Here is a 24304-nt window from a genome sequence, read left to right as displayed (position 1 = left end):
GGGAACGAGAAGGACCGGCCTGTCCCGCTCGGAAATACAATTCTGGGTCTGGCCTGCAGCTTCTCCGCGCAGGGTGGCGGCCTGCGCGGCGCCTGGGATGAGCTGCCGATGCCGCTTTCGATCGTCACCGCGCTGGTCCGGAACCTGATCAAGGTGCCCGCTGCCGTGCTGCGCTGCCGCGTGGCCAAGGATGCGGAGGTCTTGGCGTTGCGGCACGAGAACACGGTGTTACGCCGCCAGATCGCCCGAGTCCGCTACGAGCCTGCCGACCGAATCCGGCTCGCCATCCTTTCCCGGCCGGTCCCGCGGGAACACTGGCGTCACGTATTCTCTGTCACCCCCACCACGCTGCTGGCCTGGCACCGGCAACACCTGGCGCCGAAGTGGACGTTCTCCCAGCACCGCCGCCCCGGCAGGCCGTCCACCGCACCCACCGTCAAACAGCTCATCCTGCGCCTGGTCAAAGAGAACAGCGCATCGGGCCATCGCCGTATACAGGGCGAACTCGCACGCCTCGGCTACCAGATCGCCCCGTCCACAGTCTGGGAGATCCTGCACGCGGCCCGCATCGATCCCGCTCCGCAGCGCTCCGGCCGGACCTGGCGTGAATTCCTCACCGCCCCGCACCATGGCATCCTCGCCGGCGTCACCGCGCACCCCACCGTCCCATGGACCGTCCAACAGGCCAGGAACCTCACCATGACGCTGGGGTGCCGGATGGGCTCCCTGCGCTTCCTTCTCCGGGACCGGGACAGCAAGTACACCAACACCTTCGACGCCGTCTTCCAGGCCGACGACATGGAGATCCTGCTCAGCCCACCCCGGGCACCGAAGGCGAACGCCGTCTGCGAGCGAGCCGTGGGTACCCTACGCCGCGAAGTCCTCGACCGGATCCTGATCTACGACGAGGCGCATGCCGTGAAGGTGCTGACCGAGTACATCCGGCACTACAACCGGCACCGCCCCCACCAGTCCCGGCAGCAACTCCCTCCGGACAGTACCGAACTACCCGCCCTGGCCCACGTCACCGACCTCAAGGCCCATCGAATCGAACGACGGCCCGTTCTCGGTGGCCTGATCAACGAGTACCGCCAGGTTGCCTGAACGGCATCGCCGCAGTACACAGCATCGAATCGTATGTTCGAGCGGCACAGGGTGATACGCGTCAGGCAGCCGCAGAACTGTCGCGCAGGAAGCCCGCGAACGCCTCGGCGGCAGGGGTGAGGACGTGGTCACTCATGCGGACCAGGAGGATGCGACGCACCGGAGCAGGGGGTTGAAGCGGCAGGACGCTGACGCCGGCTCGGATGCCCTCCAGGGCCAGGGTGGGGGCGAGGGCGATGCCGATGCCGGCGGCGACCATGGCCTGGGCCTCCTGGTAGTCGTGGGCCTCGTAGGCGATCTGCGGCTCGAAGCCGGCGGCGTGACAGCTGCGAGCGAGAGCCTCGGCCACGGGGTGGTTCTCGGCGCGGGTGATCCAAGGGTCGTCGGCGAAGTCGGCGAGGGCGGCCGAGTCGCGGCCGGCGAGCGGGTGTGTCTCGCTGACGAGGAGGGCCGGAGGATCGTCGACGAGTGAGGTGACGACGATGTCCTCGCGGTCGATACGGTTCCAGTCGTAGTCCCACATCAGGGACATTTCGATTTCCCGGTTCTCCAGCATCGCCCACAGGCCCGCGATACGGGAACTGCGCACCGTCAGCCGTACGCCGGGATGCGCTTCCCGGAAGGCGATCACAGCCCGGGGGAGGAGGGAGGCGCCGACAGTGGGGAAGGTGCCGACGCGAAGCGTGCCCGCGCGGAGTCCCGCGAAGTCGGCGAGCTCGTTCTCCACGGCCTTCAGTTCGCGCTCGATCCGCTCCCCGCGCTCGGCGAGGGCGCGTCCCGCGTCGGTGAGTGTGACGCCGCGCGCATGGCGTTCCAGCAGGGGCTGTCCGGCCTCTGCCTCCAGGCGGCTGACCTGCTGGGACACCGCTGACGTTGTGTAGTTGAGGGCCCGTGCGGTCGCGGTGACCGAGCCGCGGCGGGCGACCTGGGTGAAGAGCAGGATGCGCCGGACGTCGAGCACCGCACCACCTCCAGCGTTAACTTCAGCTTAATAGCCCTGCAGATTTCCGAGATTGTACTTCACACTCCTGGCGCCCACTGTGGATCGCGGCCCGCACGGACGTGCCGTCGGGGTTTCCACGAGGAGTCTGTTGTGTTGCGTCTGCAGGGCGAGATGATCCGCGGAGGAACCAGCAAGTGCTGGATCTTCGACCACCACGATGTGGTGGCGACCGGCGTGGACGCCGACACCCTGCTGCTCGCCGCCTACAACGCCGCCGACCCCCGCCAGATCGACGGCGTCGGCGGCGCGTCTTCCACCACCTCCAAGGCCGCGATCGTCCGGACGTCGGCCGAACCGGGCATCGACGTCGAGTACGCCTTCGCTCAGGTCGGCATCGGTGACGAGCGCGTGGAGTGGACCAGCAACTGCGGCAACTGCGCCACCGCCGTCGCCCTGTACGCCGTCCACCACGGCCTGGTGCCGATCGCGTCGGACTCCACCACGGTGCACATGCTCAACGTCAACACAGGGGCCCGCCTCACCGGCACCATCCCGACCCCGGGGGGTGCGGCCCCCGACGAGGGAACGGCCGCCGTGCCGGGCACCGCCGCGCTCGGTGTGCCGGTCCTGCTCGGCTTCGAGGACCCGGCGGGCTCCACCACCGGACGCGCCCTGCCGACCGGTCGCGCCCTGGACACCCTGAAGGGACCCGCCGGTCCGGTCGAGGCGTCCCTGGTCGACGCGGGCGCCCCGGCCGCGCTCTTCGAGGCCAAGGCATTCGGTCTCCAGGGCACCGAATCCCTGGCGGAGTTCGCCGCGGCGGTACCCACGCTCACCGTACTGCGGCGTGAGGCCGCCCTGACCATGGGACTGGCCAAGGAGAGCGATCCCGTCAGCCACGCCGTGCCGAAGGTCGGCGTCGTCGCCCGACCCGCCGCCTACCGGACCACCGACGGCACCCCGGTCGGGCAGGACGAGTACGACCTCGCCGTCCGCATGGTGTCGATGCACGCTCCGCACCCGGCCATCGGCCTCACCTCCGCCGTCGCGCTGGCCACCGCGGCCGCCACCCCCGGCACCCTCGCCCACCGCGTCGCCCGGCAGACCGCCGACGGCACGCTGCGCCTGGGCACCCCCGCCGGCGTCATCGCCGCCCAAGCCGTCCCCGCGGCTGACGGCGCGTCGCCCACGGTGCTGCTGCACCGCGCCGCCCGCCGCATCGCCCGAGCCGAACTTCTCGTTCCCGTCCTGGAAGGACGCCCCGCATGAGCCGCAACGACGCCGCCCCGGGTACCGTCACCGCTCCACCCGGCCGCATCCGCCGACTGCTGTCCCTGCTCTACGTCCAGTGCCTGATCGGTGTCCTCGCCGGGGCCGCCGCCGGCTGGCTGTGGCCGTCCTTCGGAGCCGAGCTCAAACCCCTGGGCGACGGCTTCATCGCCCTGGTCCGCATGATGATCGCGCCGGTCATCTTCTGCACCGTCGTCCACGGCATCGCCTCCATGGGCAACGCGCGCGCCGTCGGCCGGGTCAGCCTCAAGGCACTGATCTACTTCGAGGTGCTGACCACCGTCGCCATGGTCATCGGCCTGGTCGTCGTCAACGTCGTCCAGCCCGGCAGCGGACTGCACGTCGACCCCTCCACTCTCTCCGCCAAGGGCCTGCCGCCCGAGGCGACCGAGAGCCACGAGAGCTTCGCCGCGTTCGTCCTCGCCATGATCCCGGACACCCTGATCAGCGCGCTGACCGGCCACGAGATCCTGCCGGTGCTGGTGGTCTCGGTGCTGTTCGGCTTCGGCCTGAACGCCGCCGGCCAGTCGGGGCAAGGGATCATCCAGGGCATCGAGAAGCTGTCCAAGGTCCTGTTCACGCTCATCCGCTGGATCATGCGACTGGCCCCGATCGGCGCCTTCGGCTCCATGGCCTTCACCATCGGCAACTACGGCCTGGACACCCTGCGCCACCTCTTCCTGCTGGTCGGCTCCTTCTGGCTCACCGCCCTCTTCTTCGTCCTGGTCGTCCTGGGTACGGTCATGCGCATCAACGGCCTGCGCCTGTTGCCCTTCCTCCGCTACATCAAGGAGGAGTTGCTGATCGTCCTGGGTACCTCCTCGAGCGAGCCGGTGCTGCCGCGCATGATGGCCAAGCTGGAGCACGCGGGCGCCTCCAAGCCCGTCGTCGGCATCACGCTGCCCGCCGGGTACTCCTTCAACCTCGACGGCACCGCCATCTACCTGACCATGGGCTCGGTCTTCCTCGCCCAAGCCCTCGGCATCGACCTCAGCCTCACCCAGCAGCTGTCCATGCTCGCCGTCATGCTGCTCACCTCCAAGGGCGCCGCCGGCGTCACCGGCTCCGGCTTCGTCGCCCTGGCCGCCACGCTCAGCGCCGTTCCGCACGTCCCCGTCACCGCCCTGGCGCTCATCTTCGGCATCGACCGCTTCATGTCCGAGGCCCGCGCCCTGACCAGCGTGGTCGGCAACGGCGTCGCCACCCTGGCGGTGGCCAAATGGGAGGGGCAACTCGACGAGGAGCGCGCCAGGGCCGTCCTGAAGGGCGAGATCCCGTACACCTCCGCCCCCGAAGCCGGCCACGCTCCTGAGCCGCGGACCGATCTGCGGCCGCGGACCGATCTCCAGCCTCAGACGCATCCACAGCCGCGGGCCGAACCCGCATCCGGTGCGGAGCCAGAGGACGCGGAGGAGGCCGGCCCGAAGGCGGCGGCCGGATCGGACCGTGACCCTGTGCCCACCGCCGGCTGACGCCCCCCGTCCGGAGCCTCCGCTCCGGACCGGCCCCTTCTCGCGATCAGGAGCACCCGCACTCATGTCAGCACCCTGGAACGTCATCGTCGTCGGTGGCGGAAACGCCGGACTCTGCGCCGCGCACGCTCAGGACCGTTTGTCCCTCACCGACCTCGCCCCCTACACCGACGCCGACTTCCTCGACGACATGGTCCGGGTGACGCGCGGGCGCACCGACACCGAGGCCACCGCGTCCGACGGCACCGTGATCGGCGTGGTGCTCGCCGACGGAGAGGTACTGGAGTCCCGGGCCGTGGTCCTCGCCGCCGGCGGATTCGAGGCCGACCCGCAGATGCGCGCCGCCCACCTCGGCCCCGGCTGGGACCTGGCCCTGGTCCGCGGCACCCCGTACAACACGGGGGACGGCATCCGCATGGCCCTCGACGCCGGCGCCCAGGCGTACGGCCACTGGAGCGGCTCCCACGCCGTCGCCTGGGACGCGGGGGCACGGCCCACCGGCGACCGCGAGCTGACCAATCAACTCACCCGTGGCGGCTACCCGTTCGGCATCGTGGTCAACACCGACGGACGCCGCTTCGTCGACGAGGGCGCGGACTTCCGCAACTACACCTACGCCAAGTACGGCGCCGAGATCCTGCGGCAGTCCGGATCCACCGCTGTCCAGATCTTTGACGCCAAGGCCGCGGGACTGCTGCGCCCGGAGGAGTACGCCTCGGGGGACGTCACCAGCGTAACGTCCGGCAGCGTGCGGGGACTGGCCCGGGAACTCGGCATCGAAGAGGACCGCCTCGCCTCTACGGTAGAGGAGTTCAACGCCGCGATCACGGGCGGCCCCTTCAACCCGACGGTCAGGGACGGCAGCCGCACCGAAGGCGTCACCCCACCCAAGTCCAACTGGGCCCAGCCCCTCGACACGCCTCCCTACACCGCCTATCCGGTCACCTGCGGCATCACCTTCACCTTCGGCGGCCTGCGCATCGACCCCGACGCACGCGTCCTCAACACCCGCGGACTGCCCGTACCGGGACTGCACGCGGCAGGTGAACTCGTCGGCGGGCTCTTCTACTTCAACTATCCGGGCGGCTCCGGGCTGACCGCCGGGTCGGTGTTCGGCCGCAGGGCCGGCCGCTCAGCGGCAGCCGCTGCGGCCGATCGGGTCGGGTGAGTCCGACCGGCCTGGACGCCTCAACCAGCCCCGTCGGCGCGGAGGATCAGGTCGAGCAGCCCGGGGAAACGTGCCTCGAACTCCTCACGACGCAGTCGGTTGACCCGCCTGGGCCCCTCATCACGCTGAGCACGCACCACCCGGCCGGGAAGGCGATCGACCCGCAGGGCCCCGCCACCGGGCAGGAGAAGGTCATCCGCGGTGGATCGCACCTGTGCCACAAGTCCCACTGCAACCGGTACCGCGTCGCCGCCCGTACCGCCAACACACCCGACGGCGCCAGCGGCCACACTGCATTCCGCTGCGCCCGAGACGCCTGAACACCCGCGACCGACTGGGGGGGTCTCGCCCCCCGGGTTCAGCAGATCTACGACGAAACCGGGCTGGCCATCGAAATCGGCCGCACCGTCTACCAGCGCCGCACCGAACTGGGCTGGTCCCAGACCGAACTCGCCCGCCGCGCCGGAATGACCCAGCCAGCCCGCCATCGCCCGCCTGGAAACCAGCCTCACCCTCCCCTCCACCCGCACCCTTCTGCGCGTCGCGACCGCCCTGGGCCAGCCCCTCCACATCACCATCGGCCACGCAGGCTGACCAGGGGCGACGAGTTTCCGAACGGCACAGCTCGGTGGGCTGCTCAACGAGTACCACACCACGCCTCTCCGATTGCCTCACCAACGACAGAGAACGCCCAGCTCAGCAACCTGATCGGAATAATGACGCCCTTCAGGCCTTCCCGCAGGTGGGCATGTCGGCGAAGGACTGAACGGCGCGCTCCCGCACCCCCGCGGTGAGCCTGAAACATCGACACCGGGATCGACGACGTCACATACTGACCCTCGTCGAAATCTGACAGCGGGGCCTTCTGCGTCCGGGCCTTCCAGGACGGCGACTTCTGCCGTAATCACGATGAGGAATCGCAGTGAACGCACCTACGTCGCCGACCGTTTGGGTGACCGGCGAGACCGTCGACGGCCGGTACCGGGTGATGGGCGAGCTTGGCCGGGGTGGGATGGGCGTCGTGCACCGGGTACGGCATCTCGCCTGGGGCATCGACATGGCGGTGAAGAGTTCGCGGCCCGAGCTGTTCCGGAGCCCCGGCGATCAGGAGCTGTTCGTCAGGGAGGCCGAGGCGTGGGTGTCCCTCGGGCTCCATCCGAACGTCTGCGCCTGCCATTACGTGCGGGTGATCGACGGTGTCCCCCGCGTGTTCGCCGAGTACGTCGACGGCGGCAGCCTGGCCGAGTGGATCGGCGACGGGCGCCTCTACGCCGGGGATGCGCGGCAGGCCCTCGCCCGTGTTCTCGACACGGCAGTCCAAGCGGCCCGTGGGCTCGAGCACGCCCATCGCAGAGACCTGGTGCACCAGGACGTGAAGCCGGCCAACATTCTGCTCGACGGCACGGGCGCCGCGAAGATCACCGACTTCGGTCTCGCCCGGTCCAAGGCCGTCACGGCCCCGGCTGACCTCCAAATGGCGCCGGATGTAAGCGTGTTGGTGCCGTCCGGCGGCATGACGGTCGGCTACGCGTCCCCGGAGCAGCTCGCGGGCGAGCCCGTCGGGCGGCGCAGCGATGTCTACAGTTTCGCGGTCTCGGTCCTGGAGATGTTCACCGGCGGTGTGCATTGGGCGGCTGGTTCGGTCGCGGGTCTCGCGCTGGAGGAATACCTGGCCGACCCCTCGAATCCGGTCGCGGCGCCGCCGGAAGTCGCCCACCTGCTCCGGCGCTGCCTGCGGCAGCACCCGGCCCACCGGCCGGCCTCGATGGCGGACATCGCGGATGTGCTGACCGGGGTCTACGAGCAGGCGACCGGCTCGGCGTATCCGCGTCCCACGTCGCAGGCCGCCGATCTGCGCGCCGACGAGCTCAACAACCGTGGCCTGTCGCTCCTCGACCTGGACCGGGCCGCCGACGCCGAGCAGGCCTTCGGCCAGGCGCTCGCGGTCGACCCGCACCACGTCGGGGCCGTGTACAACGGTGGCCTGTTCCGGTGGCGTACGGGGGCGATCACCGATGGGGAACTCGTCGCCCGGTTGGAGGCGATCCCGCGTGGGTCCGGCGCGTCCTCCTGGCAGGTGCAGCTGTTTCTGGCCCGGGTCCATCTCGAACGCGGCGACCTCGCGGCGGCACACGACCTGCTCGACGCCCTCGCGCGCGAACGGCCCGACGACACCGACGTACGGGCGGCGCTGCGGGTGGCGGCCTCCGGAACCGTGGCCGATGCCCGTCGCACCAGCACCCGCGTGTTTCGCGAGCCGTTCGCGCTGCCGTTCGCGCCGGTGAAACTGCTCGCCCGGCACGAGGTGATGGGCTACCTGCCGATCCGGTTCTCTCCCGACGGACGCCTCGCGCTGAGCGGCCACTGGGATGGCGTGCTCCGGCTGTGGGACACGGCGACCCGCGCACAGCGGTTGTCAGTCAGGGGCCACCGCACGCAGGTGCTCGGCGTCGACCTCACCCCTGACGGCTCGTACGCACTGTCCACGAGCCGCGATGGCACGGTGCAGTTCTGGGATCTCAGGGCGGGCAGGTGTACCCGCGTCATCCGCTCCGCCGCACGCGCCACGGGGTGCCCGGTCAGGTTGAGTGCCGACGGGCGCATCGGTGTGTGGCAGGGCGTGGACGGGCGCGTCCAGGTCTGGGAGCCGCGGACCGGGACCTGCCAATGGTTGCTCGGGGAAGCATTCAAGGGCAACTACCTGGACGGATCGCAGTACGAGGTGAGCGCCGACGGGCGCCATGTGCTCACCGCCGAGGAGGACGGGGCGCGGCTGTGGAGCGTGGCCGATGGCCGGTGCCGGGTGCTGGCCGCCGGCTCGGCGACGCATGCGCTGTGCTTCAGTCCCGATGGGCGGATGGTCGCGGTGGCCGGCGAGGACCGGGTGATCCGGTTGTGGGCTGTGGGGGACGACCAGCAGGTCCGTACCTTGCGTACGTTGACGGGGCTGACCGCCGCGGCCGGTCACCTGGCCTTCGCCGACAGTGGGCGGCTGCTGCTGTCCGGAACGACCGGTGACCACACCGTTCAGATCTGGGAGCTGAGCAGCGGCCGGTGTCTGCGGACCTTCACCGCCCACGCGTACGGGATGCACCACGTCGGATTCCCCGACAGCGACGACCGGTTCGGCTGCTCCGTCGGCGGGCATCCCGAACTGCCCATGCATCGCTGGCGGTTGCCCGATCCCGAATACGCCGCCGAGCCGCACCTGATCAAGCCACGCGAGTACGCGGAGGTCAGCCGGCTCGGCGGACTGGCCGAGGAACTGCTCGCCGAAGCACGCCAGGCGATGTCGAACGGCCGACACCGGTCAGCCTTCGGCCTGTTGACCCGTGCACGGGAGATACCGGGATACGAGCGCGCGCCCCAGGTCCTGGCCGCCTGGCACGAACTGGGCCGCTCGGCGCGCCACGTACGGCTGCGCTCCGCCTGGTCGCGGCCACTGGACGCCGGCCACCTCTCCTTCGGCGCCATCACGGCGATCGGTGTCGCCGCGGATGTCCGGCTCGCCGTCAGCGGGCAGAGCGACGGCACCGTACGGATCTGGGATCTGGACAGCGGCGCGTGCACGCGCGTCCTCGACGATCACCAGGGCAGGGTGGGTGGCGTGGCGTTGAGCGACGACGGCCGGTACGTCCTGTGCGAGGGCACCAAGCCACTCGCGATCATTCGGCGGCGACTGGCAGACGGCGAGTGCCGTCGGCTGACTCCGGACTGGGACATGAGGAGGACCATCAGGTTCACCGGCGACGGAAGGTACGCCTGGTTCGGCAGCGGCGACGGTGTCCTGCGCCGATGGGACCTGGACGACGACCGCTGCGTCGCGACGATCCCCCGGAACGGCCCGGTCAACGTGATCTCCACGTCCGCGGACGGGCGGCTCGCGGCGGTCGGCGACTCCAACGGCGTTGTCCGGCTACGGGATCTCGACACCGGAGCCTGCCTGCGGACCTGGACCGGCCCCCGGGAACCGATCCTGTCGGCGTGTCTGAGCGCCGACGGCCGCCTGGCCATGTCCACACACCAGGTCATGTCTTCGGGCGCCAAGGACGAACCGATCCGGCTGTGGGATGCCGGAGCCGGGCAGTCCGTACGCGAGTTCGCGGGACACGAGGGCTGGGTCTCCGCCGTGCGGTTCACACCCGACGCCCGGTTCGCCTTCTCGGCCGGCCACGACAGATCCGTACGGATGTGGGAGGTCGCCACCGGCCGATGCCTGCACGTGCTCGAAGGGCACCAACAACGCATCCGGCACCTCGAACTCACCCCCGACCTGCGCAATCTGGTCTCGGCAGGAGACGACGGCATCCGGCTCTGGGACCTCGACTGGGAGCTGGCGGCCGACTGAGCGGAACGGGATGCGTACGGTCCGACGCCGCGGACGGCACGCTCACGTTCACCGTCTCGTCCCCCGAAGCCCTCCCCTCACACACAAGGAGACGATCCTCTGTGACGCCCTCGGCCACCATCACGCTCACCCTCGTCGAGGGCCGGGTCAAGCCCGGCGCGTACGTCTTCGAGGAGCGCACCACCTGCGTCCTCGGCCGCTCCACCGACTGTTCGCCTCAACTACCCGACGACTCCGACCACAAGACCGTCTCCCGCCACCACTGCCTGCTCGACATCAACCCGCCGGACATCCGCATCCGCGACTTCGGCAGCCTCAACGGCACATACGTCAACGGCGAGAAGATCGGCCAGCGGCGCCGCGGCCTCACCCCCGAGGAGGCCGTCGCGGATTCCTACCCCGAGCACGACCTCAAGGACGGCGACCGGATCCGCCTCGGTGACACTGTGTTCCGCGTCGACATCACGCGGCCGCAGGTCGCCACGCTGAGGCTCGCGCGCTGCGCCAAGTGCGAGCGCGAGCTGGGCGACGAGGCGGGCGGCCGCCCCGGCGAGTTGTTGTGCGCCGCCTGTCAGGCCCGGCCCGACGCCGTGCTCAAGCTGCTGCTCGAGCTGGCGCACGGCGGCCGCGCCGACCTCATGGCCATCCGCGGCTACTCGGTGATCCGGGAGCTCGGCCGTGGCGGCATGGGCGCGGTGTACCTGGCCCGGCACGAGGCCACCGGCGTCGAGGTGGCGCTGAAGGTGATGCTGCCGAAGGTGGCGGCGAGCGAGACGGCGCGCGCCCGGTTCCTGCGCGAGGTGGCGCTCACCCGGGCAATGAAGCATCCGCACGTCGTCGCGCTGCACGACGCGGGCTTCGCGAACGGAACGTTCTATCTGACAACCGAGTTCTGCACCGGCGGCAGCCTGGACCGGCTGGTCGCCGAACGCGGCGGGCGACTCCCGGTCGAGGAAGCGGTGCCCATCGCGGTGCAGGCGCTCAAGGGCCTGGAACACGCGCACGGGCAGGGCGTCGTCCACCGCGACCTGAGCCCCTCCAACATCCTGCTGCACCGGGAAACCGACGGCTCGACGACGGCGAAGATCGCGGACTTCGGCATCGGAAAGGCCTTTGACCAGGCGGGCCTGAGCGGGCTGACACGCACCGGCACCACAGCGGGCAAACCGATGTTCATGCCGCGCCAACAGGTCATCAACTTCCGCAAGGCCACCCCCGCCGTGGACGTCTGGGCATTTGCCGCCTGCCTCTACCACACGCTGACCGGAAGGACCCCGCGCGAGTTCCCGCGCGCCAAGGACCCCTGGCAGGTCGTCCTGCAGGAGCCGGCGATCCCGATCCGCCGCCGCGACCCTGCCATCCCACGACGCCTCGCGGAGGTCATCGACACGGCGCTGCGGGAGCACCCCGAGATCGGCTGTGCGAGCGCGGCGGAGCTGCGCGGGGCGCTGGAGCGGGCGGTGTAGGTGCCGGATATTACGTCCGTGCAGGTCACGCACTCGGTGAGCTTGGAGAAAGGTCAACACGACGGCCAGGATGACCTGGACGGTGGGATGCAGCCGTTACCGGGCGGCCGTCGAAATGGCCGCCTTCGCCGACGAGCAGGGCATCGACACCCCCTGCACGCATGCGAGCCATGTATCCGGCACCTGGAGGCCAAGCACCTGGCCGCCCTCATACGTGGCGGAGGACCGACACCCGGGCGGCAGAGATGGGCCCGCGCCGACTGCCGCACGTTGTGTGGCGCTGGATCAGCGGGAGGGGAGCCGGTGACGCCGGAGGAGCATCTGAGCCGTCCGCCCGGGGGTGGCCGGTGCAGCCGCTCTCCCCGTGGACTTCCGGGCGTTTCACCAGCTCTACCGTGAGGCGTACGTGCGCTGGGCCGAGATACACCTCGGGTCGAATGCGGACGCCGAGGAGGCTGTCGACCAGGCTTTTGAGCAACTCGCTCTGTCCTGTCCGACCGTGCTGTCCCAGCCGACGCCCGAGGCGTACGCGTGGAGAGTGGTCAAGAACCGCACCATCGATCTGGCCCGTCGCCGCGACTGCCGGCCCGTGGTCGCCGACGTCGCCGCGTTTGAGACCCACGACCTGCGCAACGGAGGACCCGATCGGCGAACTGGAGACCTCGCTGCTCGTTTACGGGGCGATCAGCGAACTCCCCGACCGGCAGCGGGACGTCATCGTGCTGCGCTACAGCCTCGGATACGACGCCGCCACCACCGCGCGGATCCTCGGCATCAGCCCCGCCGGCGTCCGATCCACCGCGCGTCACGCCAGGCGGCGCCTCCGGCAAATACTCGGCCTGGACGAGCAGGAAGGAAGCCGTGATGGGTAACTCACCAATCGACCGCGTGCTGGCCAAGGCCCGGCTCGTCCATCACCGGCGGACGACACCTGCGCACGGTCCTCACCACGTACGCGGAGCACTACAACGCGGGACGGGCCCACCGCAGCCTCGGCCTACGAGCACCCGACGACGACCCGAACGTCATCCCCCTGTCCTCTGCCGGGGTCAGGCGCCGCCAGGTACTCGGCGGACTGCTCAACGAGGCCCTGCGCACCCGGATCCTCGGCGGCCTCATCAACGAGTGCAGATACGCGGCATGACATGCAGCGATGACTTTTCGAACGGCACACGACCTGCACGACTCTGCCGCAGCGAAGGAAGTCCTGTTCCGCCTACGCCGGCAAGCTGGTCGACTGGGCGAAACAGCACCTCAACCTCACCATCAAGCCGGTCAGCCGCCCCAGAAAGGCGCCACCCCCAGCTGGCCAAGGAAACCGGCGCTGGCCGACGGCTGACCTCCTCTTACTCTTCCTCCGCGTCGCCGACGGCGAGGCGGAGATCGTGCATGCTCTGCTGGACCTCGATCACGGCCTGGTCGCGGAGTGCTGTCCAGACCAGCCGGTGGCGGCCACCACCTCGCGCGCAATGTCCATGACAGCTCTCCCGTCCGTCTCCACCCGCACCGCATCCGCGGGGAGGCGCTGGTCCAACAACCGCGCCTTGCGGGCACTGCCTTCCAGCTCCTGCTCCAGCTCCGAGCCGAGTTCCCGGCGCACCAGCCGCTCGAGGGCGGTGGCATCGGAGGCGGTGAGAAGGACCCGCACGATCCGCACCCCCGTCCCCATGGCCCGCTGGAACATGCCGGTCGTCTCGGGCAGCACGCTGAGAGTGTTCGTGTAGATCAGTCGGTGGTAGCCGCGCCGGGCGAAGTTGGCCCACACGGCGGTCAGATTGTTCTCGGTGATCTCCGAACGGTGAGGGTCCCCCTCCGGGGCCGGATGCACCTGTCCCATGAAGTCGCCATCGATGACGGCGTGAGAAACCGCCGCAGCCCGCAGCAACGCCGAAACCTCCCATCCCACCGTCGTCTTGCCGACTCCAGCTCGTCCGCCGATGAGTAGCACTTCCGCATGATCCATGGGGGCAGCGTGCCAGCTCGCATCCGTCTCATGCGATCCGATATCGATCAGCCCCACAGTCACAGGCACCACCAGCAAGATCACGATCGACACCACTGCCTGGACCGACACACCGACGAACGGACCCCCTCCGGGCCGGGCACCCGTGAAGGGTGTCATTACTGCCGTATGACGGCTGACCAGGGGCTTTGTGATGGCCCGAATATAGGCGTGATCGCTGATCGTGGGTCTGCGACTGCTCTACCTGATCTTCTGCCGCCTGCTGGCATGCCTCCTCCTGCTGGGACGTTCGTCCACCGTGAACAACGCTGAAATCCTCGTGCTTCGTCACGAGGTCGCCGTGGGTCGCCGGCAGGTCGAGCGGCCCCGGCTCTCGTGGGCCGATCGCGCCGTGCTCTCCGCTCTCGCACGGCAGTTGCCGTGCGCCTTGCGTCGTCATCGGCTGGTCACCCCGGGCACGCTGCTGGCCTGGCACCGTCGCTATTCATCGTGGAGGTGCGCACCCGCACCGTCCACATCCTCGGAGTCACCGACCACCCCACCGCCGCATGGGCCACTCAGCAGGCCCGGCAGTTTCTGTGGCAACTCGGCGATCGGGCCGCCGAATTCACTCACATCATCCGCGACCGGGACGCGAAGTTCACCGCCACCTTCGACGCCGTGTTCGCCAGTGAGGACATCACCGTGGCCAAGGTCCCTCCACGCAGCCCCAACTGCAACCCACACGCAGAACGCTTCATCCGCTCAGCACGGGAAGGCGCGCGGGTTCCAGGAATCCTGGGCGCCAGGGGACGGGAACCCGTACGCGAGTCCCCGAATCATAGGGCCATGCGTACGGGTTGACGGCTGCCGATCAGACATCACCAGGGGCGTCCGGGTGGACGGGGCACGGCCCGAAGCCTGCGCCCTGGCTGGCCGGGTAAACGTGCCGACGGCCCGAGAGACCGCAAGCCGTCTTCGGGTCCTCGTCGCAGAACTCCACGCACGTGCAGTCCTGGATCTCATTCAGCGTGGAGTCGGCGGAGTCGTCCGCGTCGCCGACCCGAGGTGAGCACCGGTGACGGTCGGCCATGAGGTCGAGGCGGGCCAGTGTCCATCCCCGCCCCTCGTGTCCGGCCTGGGTAGTGATAGCGCCGCACTTCGTGCACCGCAGTCCTTCGGCCACCTGGCAGTTGTCGCTGAGCGCGGAGTTGACGACCTCGAAGTCATCCCGAGGGAGCGCCTCGGACTCGCCCACAGCGGCAGTCTCGGCGCCCCCGGTGAGGACGCAATAGGCTTGGCTAACCTATGCCCGCTCTCAGCGGACCTTGCCGAGTCTCGCGGCCTCGCACGACCTGGTGTGTAGTACTGGCAGGGCCAGCTATGCCCTTGGTGATCGGCTGGGTGAACAGCAGACTTAGGGCATGGGCAATAACGACTTGGGCGACTTCCTGCGGGCCCGCCGTGCTGGACTCACGCCGGATGAGATCGGTCTGCCGGTCGAGTTCGGCGCCGGTCGCCGGGTCGCCGGTCTGCGGCGCGGTGAGGTCGCGCAGCTGGCCGGGGTGAGTACCGAGTACTACACCCGTCTGGAACAAGGCCGCGCCCGGCAGCCGTCCGAACAGGTACTGCATGCCCTCTGCGACGCGCTGCGGTTCGATGACATCGAGCGGCGGCATCTGTTCGCCCTCGCGGGCACCACAGCCGGGCACAAGGACCGGGCCGAGCACTCGTCACGGCTACGGCCGGCGCTGCGACAGGTGCTGGAGTCGATGGATCTGGCTTCTGCTTTTGTCAGCGACCGGAACCTCACTGTCGTCGGCGGGAACACGTTGTGGGCGTTGCTGTTTCCCGATGTGGCCGAGCTGCCGCGCCGGGAACGCAGCATGGCGCGCTGGACTCTGCTGGATCCGCGTGCTCGCCTGGTGTGGTGCGACTGGGAACGCGTCGCCCGAGACTACGTGCATGGGTTGCGGCTGGCCGCCGCCGCCCAGCCGCGAAACCAGCGCATCGCCAACCTGATCGGTGAGCTGATGATGCGCTCACCCGAGTTCCCGGCGTGGTGGTCAGAACACCGCGTCCAGGAACGCAGCACCGGCCTCAAACGCCTCCACCACCCTGTCACCGGTGACCTGGAACTGCAGTACGAGATCTTCACCTCGGCCGCCGACCCGGGCCAATCGCTCGTCGTCTACTGCGCGCCGTCCGGCTCGCCATCTCAGGAGCGCCTGCGACTGCTGGCCAGCTGGGGCAGCGAACCCGCCACCGCGACTACCCGGGACACCGCCGCCGAGTCCTGACCACCGCCCGAACCGGGCGATCCAGCGCCAACACCACCCAGACACGACCCCGCCATACCCGCGGGGTCGATGCCGCCGTGCCCACGCACGCCCCGCGGCCTGACACTCATCCACGAAAGGACACCTGTAGTGAGCAAGACATTCCTGATCACCGGCGTCAGCACCGGCCTCGGACTGGCCATCGCCCGACGAGCCCTGGCGGCCGGGCACCGGGTCGCGGGCACCGTGCGCACCGAGCAGCACGCGGCCGCCTTCCAGGCACTGGACCCCGACCGCGCCCGGGCCTTCATCCTCGACCTGTCCGACGCGGACCGGATCGACCCCACGGTGCGGGCCGCCGAAGCGGAACTGGGCCCGATCGAAGTGCTCGTGGCCAACGCCGGCTACGGGCTCGAAGGCACCTTCGAAGAGTCGTCGATGGCCGATCTGCGCCGCCAGTTCGAGGTCAACGTATTCGGCACGGTAGCGACCGTGAAAGCGGTCCTACCCGGCATGCGGGAACGGCGCGACGGCCACATCTTCGTCATCACCTCGATGGGCGGGCACACCACCTTCCCCGGACTGGCGTTCTACGAAGGCAGCAAACACGCCCTGGAAGGCATCACCGACACCCTCGCCCAAGAGGTCACCCAGTTCGGCGTGCGGGTCACCGCCGTAGCTCCCGGCGCGTTCAAAACCGACTGGGCAGGTAGGTCACTGGTCCGCGCACCACGCAGCATCGCCGACTACGACGCACTGTTCGACCCGATCCGGACCCGCCGCCAGGCCCTCGCGGGTCAGGGCATCGGTGACCCCGATCGCGCGGGCGACGCCATCCTCACCCTCCTGGACGCGGAGAAGCCTCCCGTGCATATCCTGCTCGGCTCGGACGCGCTACGCCTGGTCACCGCCGGGCGCCAACGCGTCCAGGACGACTTCGACGCCTGGAGGAAACTCAGCCGCTCCACCGACTCCACCGAAGGTGGAGTAACAGTCGCCTGACACTGGACAATTCATCAAAACAGCGGCCGGTATCGGCGCTGTGGCTACCGACCCACCCGGAGACAGCGACAGCGCCACATCCGACACATGATCAACGAAACGCCACACGTCCGCTCATCAGCGTAAGGCGTCCTGTGTCAAGCAGATGGTCGGTGCCTCGTCCGTCGTCGGTCCCCCGTCAGCCGACCGCGCCGGACTTCTCCTGCTCGCCGCGGGAACCGATCTCCGAGGCCCACCGACTGCGGCGGGCCTCGGCCTCGCGGACCATGCGCACCGCCTCGGACTCGGCGGCCGGGCCGTCGCTGGTCACGAGGGCCATCCCGCACGGCGCGGCCGGTCGTAGGAGCCGGTCTGGGGATCTGGGCCGTGATGCGGGAGTGCGTCGAGGCCGGCCTGGGGCGAGAGGGCATCCTGCGTGACGGGCTCAAGGTCCGCCGCCGCGCCGCGTCCTCCGCCCGGCTCCTGCGCGCCCAGGGCGATCCGCGGTGGCACGCCATGGAATGGGTGACGTTGTACGCGATGGCGGTCAACGAGGAGAACGCCTCCGGCCGCCGCGTGGTGACCGCGCCGACCAACGGCGCCGCCGGCATCATCCCGGCCGTCCTGCACTACTACCGCGACTTCATCCCCGGCGCGGACGACGACGGCATCATCCGCTTCCTGCTCACCGCCGGCGCCATCGGCATCCTGTTCAAGGAGAACGCCTCCATCTCCGGCGCCGACGTCGGCTGCCAGGGCGAAGTCGGCTCCGCCTGCTCCATGGCCGCCACCGGTCTGGCCGAAGTCCTCCGCGGCACACCCGAGAAAGTGGAGAACGCCGCAGAGATCGGCATCGAACACAACCTCGGCCTCACCTGCGACCCCGTTGGCGGCCTCGTCCAGATCCCCTGCATCGAACGCAACGGCATGGCCGCCGTCAAAGCCGTCACCGCCGCCCGCATGGCCCTGCGCGGCGACGGCCGACACCACGTCTCCCTCGACAAGGCCATCAAGACCATGAAGCAGACGGGCGCATCAAATACAAGGAGGTGCAGGGTACGCGACAAGCAGTCCGGCGCCCTGCCGGCCGGGGTTCAGGTTCTGACACACGGGCGCGCTCGATGCCATGAGCCAGGTGTCAGGGGGCCGTGGGGTACGGGCAATTCGGAAGCGGCGGCCGGTCCTTGGTGCGTACGGCGGGGAGCCAGCCGGCGGGTGCCGAGCCGCTCGGGAGCCGCACCCGGAACCATCGGGTGGACCGCAGGTCGTCCTCGTCGACGATGGGCAGGCCGTGCGGCAGTTGGCATTCGGCGGTGAGGACGTCGCCGTGCCACACCCGGGTCGGGACGACGTTGCCGGGGGTGTACGGGCGCGTCGGGTCGATCGCCAACCCCAGACTGCAATGCAGGTCTCGGTCGGTCCGGTCCTGACAGCGTCGTTCGGCGTTGAACACGGTGAGTTCGCCGGTGGGCCGGAAGGCTTCCTTCCGAGGGGCTTCGCCCGAGAGCGTCGCGCCCGCGGTGGCGCACAGGGCGACGGCGAGCAGGGCCGTGCGGGCCCGGCCGTGCGGCCGTGCGCCCCTGGAGCGCCGCGTCGGCTGCCCGGCGGCGATGCGGCCGAGCAGGCTGTCGGCTGTGTGCTCGGCGCGTGCCTCGTGCGTCGGGGCCAGACAGTCCGCGGCCAGGTCGCGCCAGAACGGCGGGACGGCATGGTCCATGCGCAGCGGGGCACGGCCCTCGCCGTACTCCTGGACGGCGGCGCCGCGCGCTACGGGCGTGGCACCGGCGAAGGGTGAGGTGCCGGAGGCGAACACCTCGTGGATGACGATGCCCAGGGCCCAGATGTCGGCGCTCGGCCGGACCTGCACACCCAGTGCGCCGAGAGGGGCCTTCCAGCGCTCGGGCGGCAGATAGTCGAGGGTGCCCAGGGGCGGCGCGTAGCCGTGCGTGCCGGTCAGTTCGGTGGCGAGACCGAAGTCCGAGAGTTTCACCGAGCCGTCCCGGCCGAGCAGTACGTTCTCGGGTTTGAGGTCGGCGTGCACCCAGCCCGAGCGGTGGAGATGGGCGAGTCCCTCGCAGATGCCCTCGATCAGCCGACCGCGATCCGCCTCGGGCACCCCGGCGTCGAGGAGTTCGCGCAGGCTGCGCGCGGCCCGTTCCATCACGAGGACGATCGCGCCGTCCAGCGACGGCCGGTCCGGCGCTCTGAGGACGAACGACTCGATGAGACCGATCAGGCGCGGGTGCCCCGTCCTGCGGCCGAGCTCGACCTCACGGTGTGCGGACTCCACGATCCGGCGTGCCTGGCGGGGCGCGAGTCCGGCGGTCGGCATGACCTTGAGCGCGACCTCGGCGGGCCGGGCCGGTCCCCCGGTGCGACCGGATGGCCGGGCGGCGTAGACCGTGGACCAGCCGCCGACGCCGATCAGTTCGCTGACCGCCCACTCCCCCGCGCGGTAGCCGCTCGGCAGGAGGTCCGCGGGCTCTCCCGTGGTGCCGCCTGGGCCGTGCAGTGGTGTCATCGCGCCGGCTGCCGCTCCCGCCCGGCCGCGCCCGTCGGCGGTGGCAGCAACGCGAGGTGCTCCTCCCGTACGAGCCCGAAGCGGAGCGCGAGCCCGACGATCTCCTCCCGCTTGCCGTTGCGGCGGTCGCCCTTGCCGGGGTCGTGCACGTCCGGTGGGCCGATGCGCAGCTTCTGCTCGGCGAGGTAGTCGATGTGGGAGCTGATCGCCCGCGCTGTCAGGGCACCTGAGGTGGTGTGTCCGTTGAGACGTTCCACGATCTGGGGCGTGGTGGGAACCGCGACCCGTGACTGGTCGCGCAGGCGCGGCTCGCACAGGGCGACCAGGACGAGGAAGTACGTGGCCGTCTCGTCGAGGGAGTACGCCATGACGGTGCGGCTCCCCCACAGCACGCCCGTGGCGTCCGGGTCCAGATAGACATGGTCGGGCGCGAACACCTGGAAGACGACCGGCACCTGACTGCGGGTGGGCAGCACTACGCGCGAGAACTCGAAGGGAATGGGGGCGCCGACCCTGCGCGGCTGAACCCTCAGGTACTCGCCCGCTCCCTCCGGGTTCTCCACCAGATAGCTGTGGCTGGTGCTGTGGTTCGTCAGTTGCCAGTGATCGTCGGTCACACGGATCTCGCCCGCCAGCCGGGACACCGCGTCGTCGTCCAGGCGGAGTTCGACCGGGGTCGTGGGAGAACCGCGCCCGAACCGCGCGACCTCGCCGGGGCCCAGCCGCAACGTCACCGGTTCACCGCCGTCGGCGCCGCTCCCCTGCGGCAGATGGACGACTACGCCGCTCACCGCTCACCCCCCGGTTCCGCGTGTCCTGGAATGTCGGACGGGCGCAACGATACCCAGCCGTCAGGGGGGTGAACCGGCGGGCTTCGGCCACTTCGGCCGGGGCCGCCGCAGGCGGGCGGAGGCTCCCGAATCCCGTGGCCCCGGGACCGGTTGCCCGTGGGGCGGGCCAGGCGTTCCTCCTGTGACCCAATGCACTCGAATTTCACGTCAAGAGCTATGTTTTAAAACGGTTTTCCAGCCTCTGTCGAACCAGCCCCTTCGGTGAACGGCCTCCCCGAGACCGGGCGTGCACACGTCGACCTGTCGGCCGCGGACGTCTCCACTACTCGCCGCAGTGTGGGGAAGGGCACCGCACACGGCCGGGGAGGCATGCCTTCCGGTGGGTTCGCAGCCCGTATTCGCCCTCACCGGGTGGCGAGATCCGGCCCCTGCTCAGGGGGCGGGACTGCCCGACACGACCGGTGCGACCGGGCGATCGCCGAATGTCGCCCACGGTCCCCACCCGCCGCTCGGCCTGACCTGGACCCGCCGGCGTATCCGGCCCTCGGTGGTGACGGCGAAGACATGGGTCCGCCCGGCGGGGTCGATCGCGGCCGCGGGCGTGGCGGCGAGACGGATGCCGGGTTCCCCGAACTCCGCGCCGGAGTCCCAGCCGCCGCCCGGGGCGACCTGCCGGCGGTGACTGAGCCGTGCCCCGCCGGGCGTCAGGGAGAAGGCCTCCAGGCGGCCGTCGGCGTTGACGGCGAGAGTCGGCGCGGCGGCGCTCCAGCCGAACAGCGGCAGCCAGTCATCCCAGCCGCCGCTGGGCACGGACTGCCGACGGTGGAACGTCCCCACACCGGACGGCCCGATCGCGGTGACAGTGAGCCGGCCGCTGCCGTCCCGCGCCACCCTTGGCGCGGCGCCCGCCGCGGTCCCGAACGGGTGCCACGCGGCGGTCCAGGGGCCGCCCGGCGCCTCCTGCCAGCGGTGGTAGATCCCGGAACCGCCGGGCGAGAGGGCGAACGCCTCCAACCGGCCGTCGGCGTTGGCCGCGACGACGGGGGGCGCACCCGCGGCTCCGCCGAATCCCGGTTCCCAGGGTTCCCAGGCGAGCGATCCCGGCGCCCCCTGGCGTCGGCGGGCGACGGAGGCACCACCGGGGCTCAGCGCGAGGACCTCCAGCCGGCCACTCGCGTCACGGGCGACGGCGGGGGCGGCACCAGCCGGGCCGCCGAACTCCTCCCAGTCGTGCCAGCCTCCGTCCGGCCGCTGCACCCGGTGGTGCAGGTTGGCGCCGCCCGGGGCGAGCGAGAACACCTCCAGCCCGCCGTTCGTGTTGCGGCCGAGCGTGGGGACTGCCCCGGCCGGGCCGCCGAAGACCTCCCACGCCGACCAGGTGTCGGTGTTCGGGTCGAGCTGGACGCGGCGCAGCATCGACCGGTCCCCGGCGTCGAGCGCGAACACCGTGAGCCGGCCGTCGGCGTCGAGGCCGGCCACCGGGTTGTCGGGGCTCTGCCACGGCACCGGTGTGTCACGCCAGTGCAGGGGCGCCATGTACAGCCCTTGCCGGAACCAGCCCGCGGCGCTCACGTACCAGTTCCCACCGTCGGCGACCACCTCGACAGCGTGACCGGGTACGTGTCCCGCGTACCCGTCGAGGTCGAAGTGGAACGGGTCCCGGGACGCCAGCACATCCGTGCCCTCGTAGCCGCCCCGCGGACCGATGAACAGGTAATACCAGTCGTCCCGTTCGACGACGAACGGCGACTCGGTCACGGAGACCGTCGTGTCGGTGCTCGCGTCGGTGAACACGATCCCCGGCTCGCTCCAGTGCAGCAGGTCATCGGAGCGGCGGTGGGCGACGACGTGGCGGCCACCCGGTTTCGAGAGTTCGGTGTAGTACATGACCCACTCGCCGCCGATCCGCACCACCATCGGGTCGCGTGCGGCGAGGCCTCGGAACAGCGGGCCGGACGGCTCCCGGGTCCAGGTGAACAGGTCGGTGGAGGTGGCGAGGTTGATCGCGGCACCGGCTTCGCCACCGGCAGCGTAGAACATCCAGTATCTGCCGCCCGCCTCGACGACGTGCGGCGCCCATAGGTGTTCCTCACCGAAATAGGAGAGGTCGACGGTGAGGGCGTCGACGTGCGCGGTCCACGGCCCGTACGGCGTCGGGGCGGAGGCGTGGGTGAAGGCGATCTCCGCCGCGCTGTCCGGTGACTCGCCGCGCGGCGCGCTCGCGCCGACGATACTGAACAGGTGCCAGCGGTCCTGGACTTGGACGAGCGTGTGGTCGTTGAGGTAGCGGGGCCCGGCGAGGGTGGACGGGTCATGGACGTAGGTGAAGGGGCCCGAGCCGATCCACCGGTGGGGCGGGACGTCCGAGGCCTCGGCGCGGCCGGCGCCCATCAGTGGCAGCGCGCTCGCCGCGGCGGCGCGCAACAGATTCCGTCTGCTGATCGGGAGCATGAGTCTCTCCAGCCGGGCCCCGCGGCCGGCCGAACCGTACGGGCTCCGCCGGCCGCGGGGCGTTCACGGGTCGAGGGATCAGTTGACTGCGGGGCCTGCGGTGTTGTTGACCCAGATCCAGTCGGACCAGGACGCGAAACCCGTCTGCCACTTGTGATACACGCCGGCACCGCTGGCGCCGAAGACCTCGATGCGGCCGTCGGCGTTCGCCGTGGCAGTGACCTCCGTGCCGCCGGTACCGAAGGACTCCCACTGTCCGTACGGGGCGTTCACCCCGGTCTGCCAGAGATGCTGGGCCACGCTGCCATTGATGGCGAACACCTCGACCCGGCCGTCGGGCGAACGCTCGCTGCTGAGCTGGGACTCGGCAGGACCGCCCGTGGACTCCCAGTCCGACCAACTCGCCGGATCACTCTGGTACTTGTGGAACACACCCGCAGGACCGGAAGCAAAGACCTCCAAGCGTCCATCCTGGTTGTGGTCCACGGTCAGATCGTGCCCCCCGCCACCGAAGTTCTCCCACGCCGACCAGCCGCCGTTCACCGCCGTCTGGTACTGGTGCTGGAAGACATCACCGTTGAGCGCGAACACTTCAAGGCGTCCGTCCGCAGACTTCTCCATCTCAAGCCGGCTGTTCACCGGACCACCGCCCGCCGACTCCCAGTCCGACCAACCGCTGTTGGCAGCCGTCTGATACTTGTGGAACACCCCGACCGGGCCGGACGCAAAGACTTCCAGACGGCCGTCGCCGTTCGCCCCGACAGCGATGTCCTTGCCACCTCCCCCGAAGTTCTCCCAGCCCGACCATCCACCCGAGGAGGAGAGCTGATAGCGGTGCTGGAAAACGTCACCGTTGATGGCGAAGACCTCAAGGCGCCCGTCCACGTTCGGACCGATCGCCAGCTCCGCGCCGCCCGGACCGCCCAGGGACTCCCACTCGGACCAGCCACCGTTGACACTCGTCTGCCACGCGTGGTGGACACCACCGGCCCCGGCCACGAAGACCTCGAGACGGCCGTCCGCCGACCGCGCCGACACCACACGCCCCGACTCCGCCGGATACACCAGCGGTCCGGGGCCGGGCTCGTGGTGGCCGAGCCGGTCCACTGCGGCCTGCGCCTCATCCATGTGCCGCCAATGCGCGCCCGCGTTGTAGGTGGACCAGGGCTGCCAGTTCGTACCGCCGGAGGAGATTTCGAAGGCGGCGTTGGCGTTGCACTGGGCGTCGTAGGCGCAGGCGTCGTCGACCTCGGGGTGCCAGTAGTCGTTGATCTGCCACAGGCCGCGGTCCCGAGACGGGGGTGTGTTGTTCTGAACGTTGGTCGCCGAAGGGTCGCAGCTGGACTCCGCGAGGGCAACGGCGACGGCGGTCACCAGGCCGTCGCCGCGGAAGCCCGCGTTGTAGCCGACCTCGGCGCACAGGTCGCTCGGAGCGGCGTAGGCCGGCGAGGCGCCGACGACGACCCCCGCCGCGAGCAGCAACGAGACCAGCGTCGACAGCATGACGCGGTGGGGCGCTCTTCGGGCCCGCCGCACGGTATGCACCTG

Annotated in this window: 18 protein-coding genes and 5 pseudogenes; 14 read left to right on the top strand and 9 right to left on the bottom strand. The window is 70.2% G+C overall.

The features are described 5' to 3' along the window. The first annotated feature begins 108 nt into the window (after nucleotides 1–108). The gene (locus tag CCN51_RS11150; RefSeq protein WP_014182449.1) at nucleotides 109–1104 is read left to right on the top strand and encodes an integrase core domain-containing protein; all 996 of its coding nucleotides are present in this window, start codon (nucleotides 109–111) and stop codon (nucleotides 1102–1104) included. A 61-nt stretch (nucleotides 1105–1165) separates the two neighbouring features. Here CCN51_RS11150 and CCN51_RS11145 read toward each other — a convergent pair whose 3' ends face one another. Beyond that, on the bottom strand, nucleotides 1166–2065 hold the full coding sequence (locus CCN51_RS11145) for a LysR family transcriptional regulator (RefSeq protein ID WP_014182450.1): 900 nt from the start codon (nucleotides 2063–2065) through the stop codon (nucleotides 1166–1168). A gap of 132 nt (nucleotides 2066–2197) precedes the next feature. Between CCN51_RS11145 and CCN51_RS11140 the strand changes: the two genes are divergently transcribed. The 3 genes from CCN51_RS11140 to tcuA all read left to right on the top strand — a co-directional run bounded on the left by CCN51_RS11140 (nucleotide 2198) and on the right by tcuA (nucleotide 5977). Further along, complete coding sequence (locus CCN51_RS11140) at nucleotides 2198–3316, top strand: PrpF domain-containing protein (RefSeq protein ID WP_014182451.1); 1119 nt, start codon at nucleotides 2198–2200, stop codon at nucleotides 3314–3316. Continuing rightward, the gene (gene dctA, locus CCN51_RS11135; protein ID WP_014182452.1) at nucleotides 3313–4809 is read left to right on the top strand and encodes a C4-dicarboxylate transporter DctA; all 1497 of its coding nucleotides are present in this window, start codon (nucleotides 3313–3315) and stop codon (nucleotides 4807–4809) included. Before CCN51_RS11140 ends, dctA begins: the two co-directional genes overlap by 4 nt. A gap of 64 nt (nucleotides 4810–4873) precedes the next feature. Next, nucleotides 4874–5977: an FAD-dependent tricarballylate dehydrogenase TcuA gene (gene tcuA / locus CCN51_RS11130; protein ID WP_014182453.1), complete on the top strand. Its 1104-nt coding sequence runs from the start codon at nucleotides 4874–4876 to the stop codon at nucleotides 5975–5977. A gap of 20 nt (nucleotides 5978–5997) precedes the next feature. Here the strand turns inward: tcuA and CCN51_RS56395 are convergent. Then, nucleotides 5998–6108: pseudogene (locus CCN51_RS56395) on the bottom strand (transcriptional regulator); the annotation flags it as partial. A 21-nt stretch (nucleotides 6109–6129) separates the two neighbouring features. Here CCN51_RS56395 and CCN51_RS56390 point away from each other — a divergent pair. The 6 genes and pseudogenes from CCN51_RS56390 to CCN51_RS53155 form a co-directional block, all read left to right on the top strand. Continuing rightward, nucleotides 6130–6297: pseudogene (locus CCN51_RS56390) on the top strand (SUMF1/EgtB/PvdO family nonheme iron enzyme); the annotation flags it as partial. 602 nt (nucleotides 6298–6899) lie between these two features. Then, entirely contained in the window at nucleotides 6900–10325 is a 3426-nt protein-coding gene (locus tag CCN51_RS11115; protein ID WP_043488381.1) for a WD40 repeat domain-containing serine/threonine protein kinase, read from the top strand. A gap of 101 nt (nucleotides 10326–10426) precedes the next feature. Beyond that, nucleotides 10427–11791 carry a protein kinase domain-containing protein gene (locus CCN51_RS11110; protein WP_014182456.1) on the top strand — a complete coding sequence of 455 codons (1365 nt, stop codon included), beginning with the start codon at nucleotides 10427–10429 and terminating at the stop codon, nucleotides 11789–11791. Nucleotides 11792–12131: 340 nt separating this feature from the next. Further along, nucleotides 12132–12311: pseudogene (locus CCN51_RS59600) on the top strand (sigma-70 family RNA polymerase sigma factor); the annotation flags it as partial. 91 nt (nucleotides 12312–12402) lie between these two features. Continuing rightward, on the top strand, nucleotides 12403–12663 hold the full coding sequence (locus CCN51_RS57205) for an RNA polymerase sigma factor (RefSeq protein ID WP_014182457.1): 261 nt from the start codon (nucleotides 12403–12405) through the stop codon (nucleotides 12661–12663). A 281-nt stretch (nucleotides 12664–12944) separates the two neighbouring features. After that, nucleotides 12945–13080: pseudogene (locus CCN51_RS53155) on the top strand (IS5-like element IS4811 family transposase); the annotation flags it as partial. 119 nt (nucleotides 13081–13199) lie between these two features. Here the strand turns inward: CCN51_RS53155 and CCN51_RS11095 are convergent. Further along, nucleotides 13200–13754 (bottom strand): AAA family ATPase, encoded by a 555-nt coding sequence (locus CCN51_RS11095; RefSeq protein ID WP_193383821.1) that lies wholly within the window; start codon nucleotides 13752–13754, stop codon nucleotides 13200–13202. 489 nt (nucleotides 13755–14243) lie between these two features. Here CCN51_RS11095 and CCN51_RS57200 point away from each other — a divergent pair, with 489 nt between their 5' ends. After that, complete coding sequence (locus CCN51_RS57200) at nucleotides 14244–14597, top strand: integrase catalytic region (RefSeq protein ID WP_014182459.1); 354 nt, start codon at nucleotides 14244–14246, stop codon at nucleotides 14595–14597. A gap of 10 nt (nucleotides 14598–14607) precedes the next feature. Here CCN51_RS57200 and CCN51_RS11085 read toward each other — a convergent pair whose 3' ends face one another. Next, nucleotides 14608–14991: a hypothetical protein gene (locus tag CCN51_RS11085; protein ID WP_014182460.1), complete on the bottom strand. Its 384-nt coding sequence runs from the start codon at nucleotides 14989–14991 to the stop codon at nucleotides 14608–14610. Nucleotides 14992–15157: 166 nt separating this feature from the next. Between CCN51_RS11085 and CCN51_RS11080 the strand changes: the two genes are divergently transcribed. Then, on the top strand, nucleotides 15158–16033 hold the full coding sequence (locus CCN51_RS11080; protein WP_014182461.1) for a helix-turn-helix transcriptional regulator: 876 nt from the start codon (nucleotides 15158–15160) through the stop codon (nucleotides 16031–16033). A gap of 129 nt (nucleotides 16034–16162) precedes the next feature. Next, a complete protein-coding gene (locus tag CCN51_RS11075; protein ID WP_014182462.1) occupies nucleotides 16163–17014 on the top strand; it encodes an oxidoreductase in 852 nt (283 codons plus the stop codon). Between the two features lie 178 nt (nucleotides 17015–17192). Here the strand turns inward: CCN51_RS11075 and CCN51_RS59180 are convergent, their stop codons facing one another. Continuing rightward, complete coding sequence (locus tag CCN51_RS59180) at nucleotides 17193–17324, bottom strand: hypothetical protein (RefSeq protein WP_264349537.1); 132 nt, start codon at nucleotides 17322–17324, stop codon at nucleotides 17193–17195. Between the two features lie 41 nt (nucleotides 17325–17365). Between CCN51_RS59180 and CCN51_RS11070 the strand changes: the two are divergent. Next, a pseudogene (locus tag CCN51_RS11070) lies at nucleotides 17366–18088 on the top strand (L-serine ammonia-lyase); the annotation flags it as partial. Between the two features lie 43 nt (nucleotides 18089–18131). Here the strand turns inward: CCN51_RS11070 and CCN51_RS11065 are convergent. From CCN51_RS11065 to CCN51_RS11050, 4 genes are all read right to left on the bottom strand, one after another. Next, nucleotides 18132–19514, bottom strand: coding sequence for a serine/threonine-protein kinase (locus tag CCN51_RS11065; RefSeq protein WP_043492870.1), 1383 nt, complete (start codon nucleotides 19512–19514; stop codon nucleotides 18132–18134). Continuing rightward, complete coding sequence (locus CCN51_RS11060; RefSeq protein ID WP_211303217.1) at nucleotides 19511–20305, bottom strand: FHA domain-containing protein; 795 nt, start codon at nucleotides 20303–20305, stop codon at nucleotides 19511–19513. The genes CCN51_RS11065 and CCN51_RS11060 overlap by 4 nt, the downstream gene beginning before the upstream one ends. Nucleotides 20306–20737: 432 nt before the next feature. After that, a complete protein-coding gene (locus CCN51_RS11055) occupies nucleotides 20738–22756 on the bottom strand; it encodes a DUF8189 domain-containing protein (protein WP_086859500.1) in 2019 nt (672 codons plus the stop codon). A gap of 78 nt (nucleotides 22757–22834) precedes the next feature. After that, nucleotides 22835–24259 carry a DUF8189 domain-containing protein gene (locus tag CCN51_RS11050; protein WP_014182467.1) on the bottom strand — a complete coding sequence of 475 codons (1425 nt, stop codon included), beginning with the start codon at nucleotides 24257–24259 and terminating at the stop codon, nucleotides 22835–22837. Nucleotides 24260–24304: the final 45 nt, after the last annotated feature.

This window comes from Streptomyces milbemycinicus, from assembly GCF_002154605.1.
Taxonomy (GTDB): domain Bacteria; phylum Actinomycetota; class Actinomycetes; order Streptomycetales; family Streptomycetaceae; genus Streptomyces; species Streptomyces milbemycinicus.
Note: the sequence above shows the minus strand (reverse complement) of the source record. Positions and strands in the feature narration are given on the sequence as shown.

What these genes read in the sequence shown, in the direction of transcription:
- CCN51_RS11055 (WP_086859500.1), bottom strand. Translation starts at nt 22,756, where the DNA reads ATGCTCCCGATCAGCAGACGGAATCTGTTGCGCGCCGCCGCGGCGAGC.
- CCN51_RS11095 (WP_193383821.1), bottom strand. Translation starts at nt 13,754, where the DNA reads ATGGATCATGCGGAAGTGCTACTCATCGGCGGACGAGCTGGAGTCGGC.
- CCN51_RS11150 (WP_014182449.1), top strand. Translation starts at nt 109, where the DNA reads ATGCCGCTTTCGATCGTCACCGCGCTGGTCCGGAACCTGATCAAGGTG.
- CCN51_RS11080 (WP_014182461.1), top strand. Translation starts at nt 15,158, where the DNA reads ATGGGCAATAACGACTTGGGCGACTTCCTGCGGGCCCGCCGTGCTGGA.
- CCN51_RS11050 (WP_014182467.1), bottom strand. Translation starts at nt 24,259, where the DNA reads ATGCTGTCGACGCTGGTCTCGTTGCTGCTCGCGGCGGGGGTCGTCGTC.
- dctA (WP_014182452.1), top strand. Translation starts at nt 3,313, where the DNA reads ATGAGCCGCAACGACGCCGCCCCGGGTACCGTCACCGCTCCACCCGGC.
- tcuA (WP_014182453.1), top strand. Translation starts at nt 4,874, where the DNA reads ATGTCAGCACCCTGGAACGTCATCGTCGTCGGTGGCGGAAACGCCGGA.
- CCN51_RS11065 (WP_043492870.1), bottom strand. Translation starts at nt 19,514, where the DNA reads ATGACACCACTGCACGGCCCAGGCGGCACCACGGGAGAGCCCGCGGAC.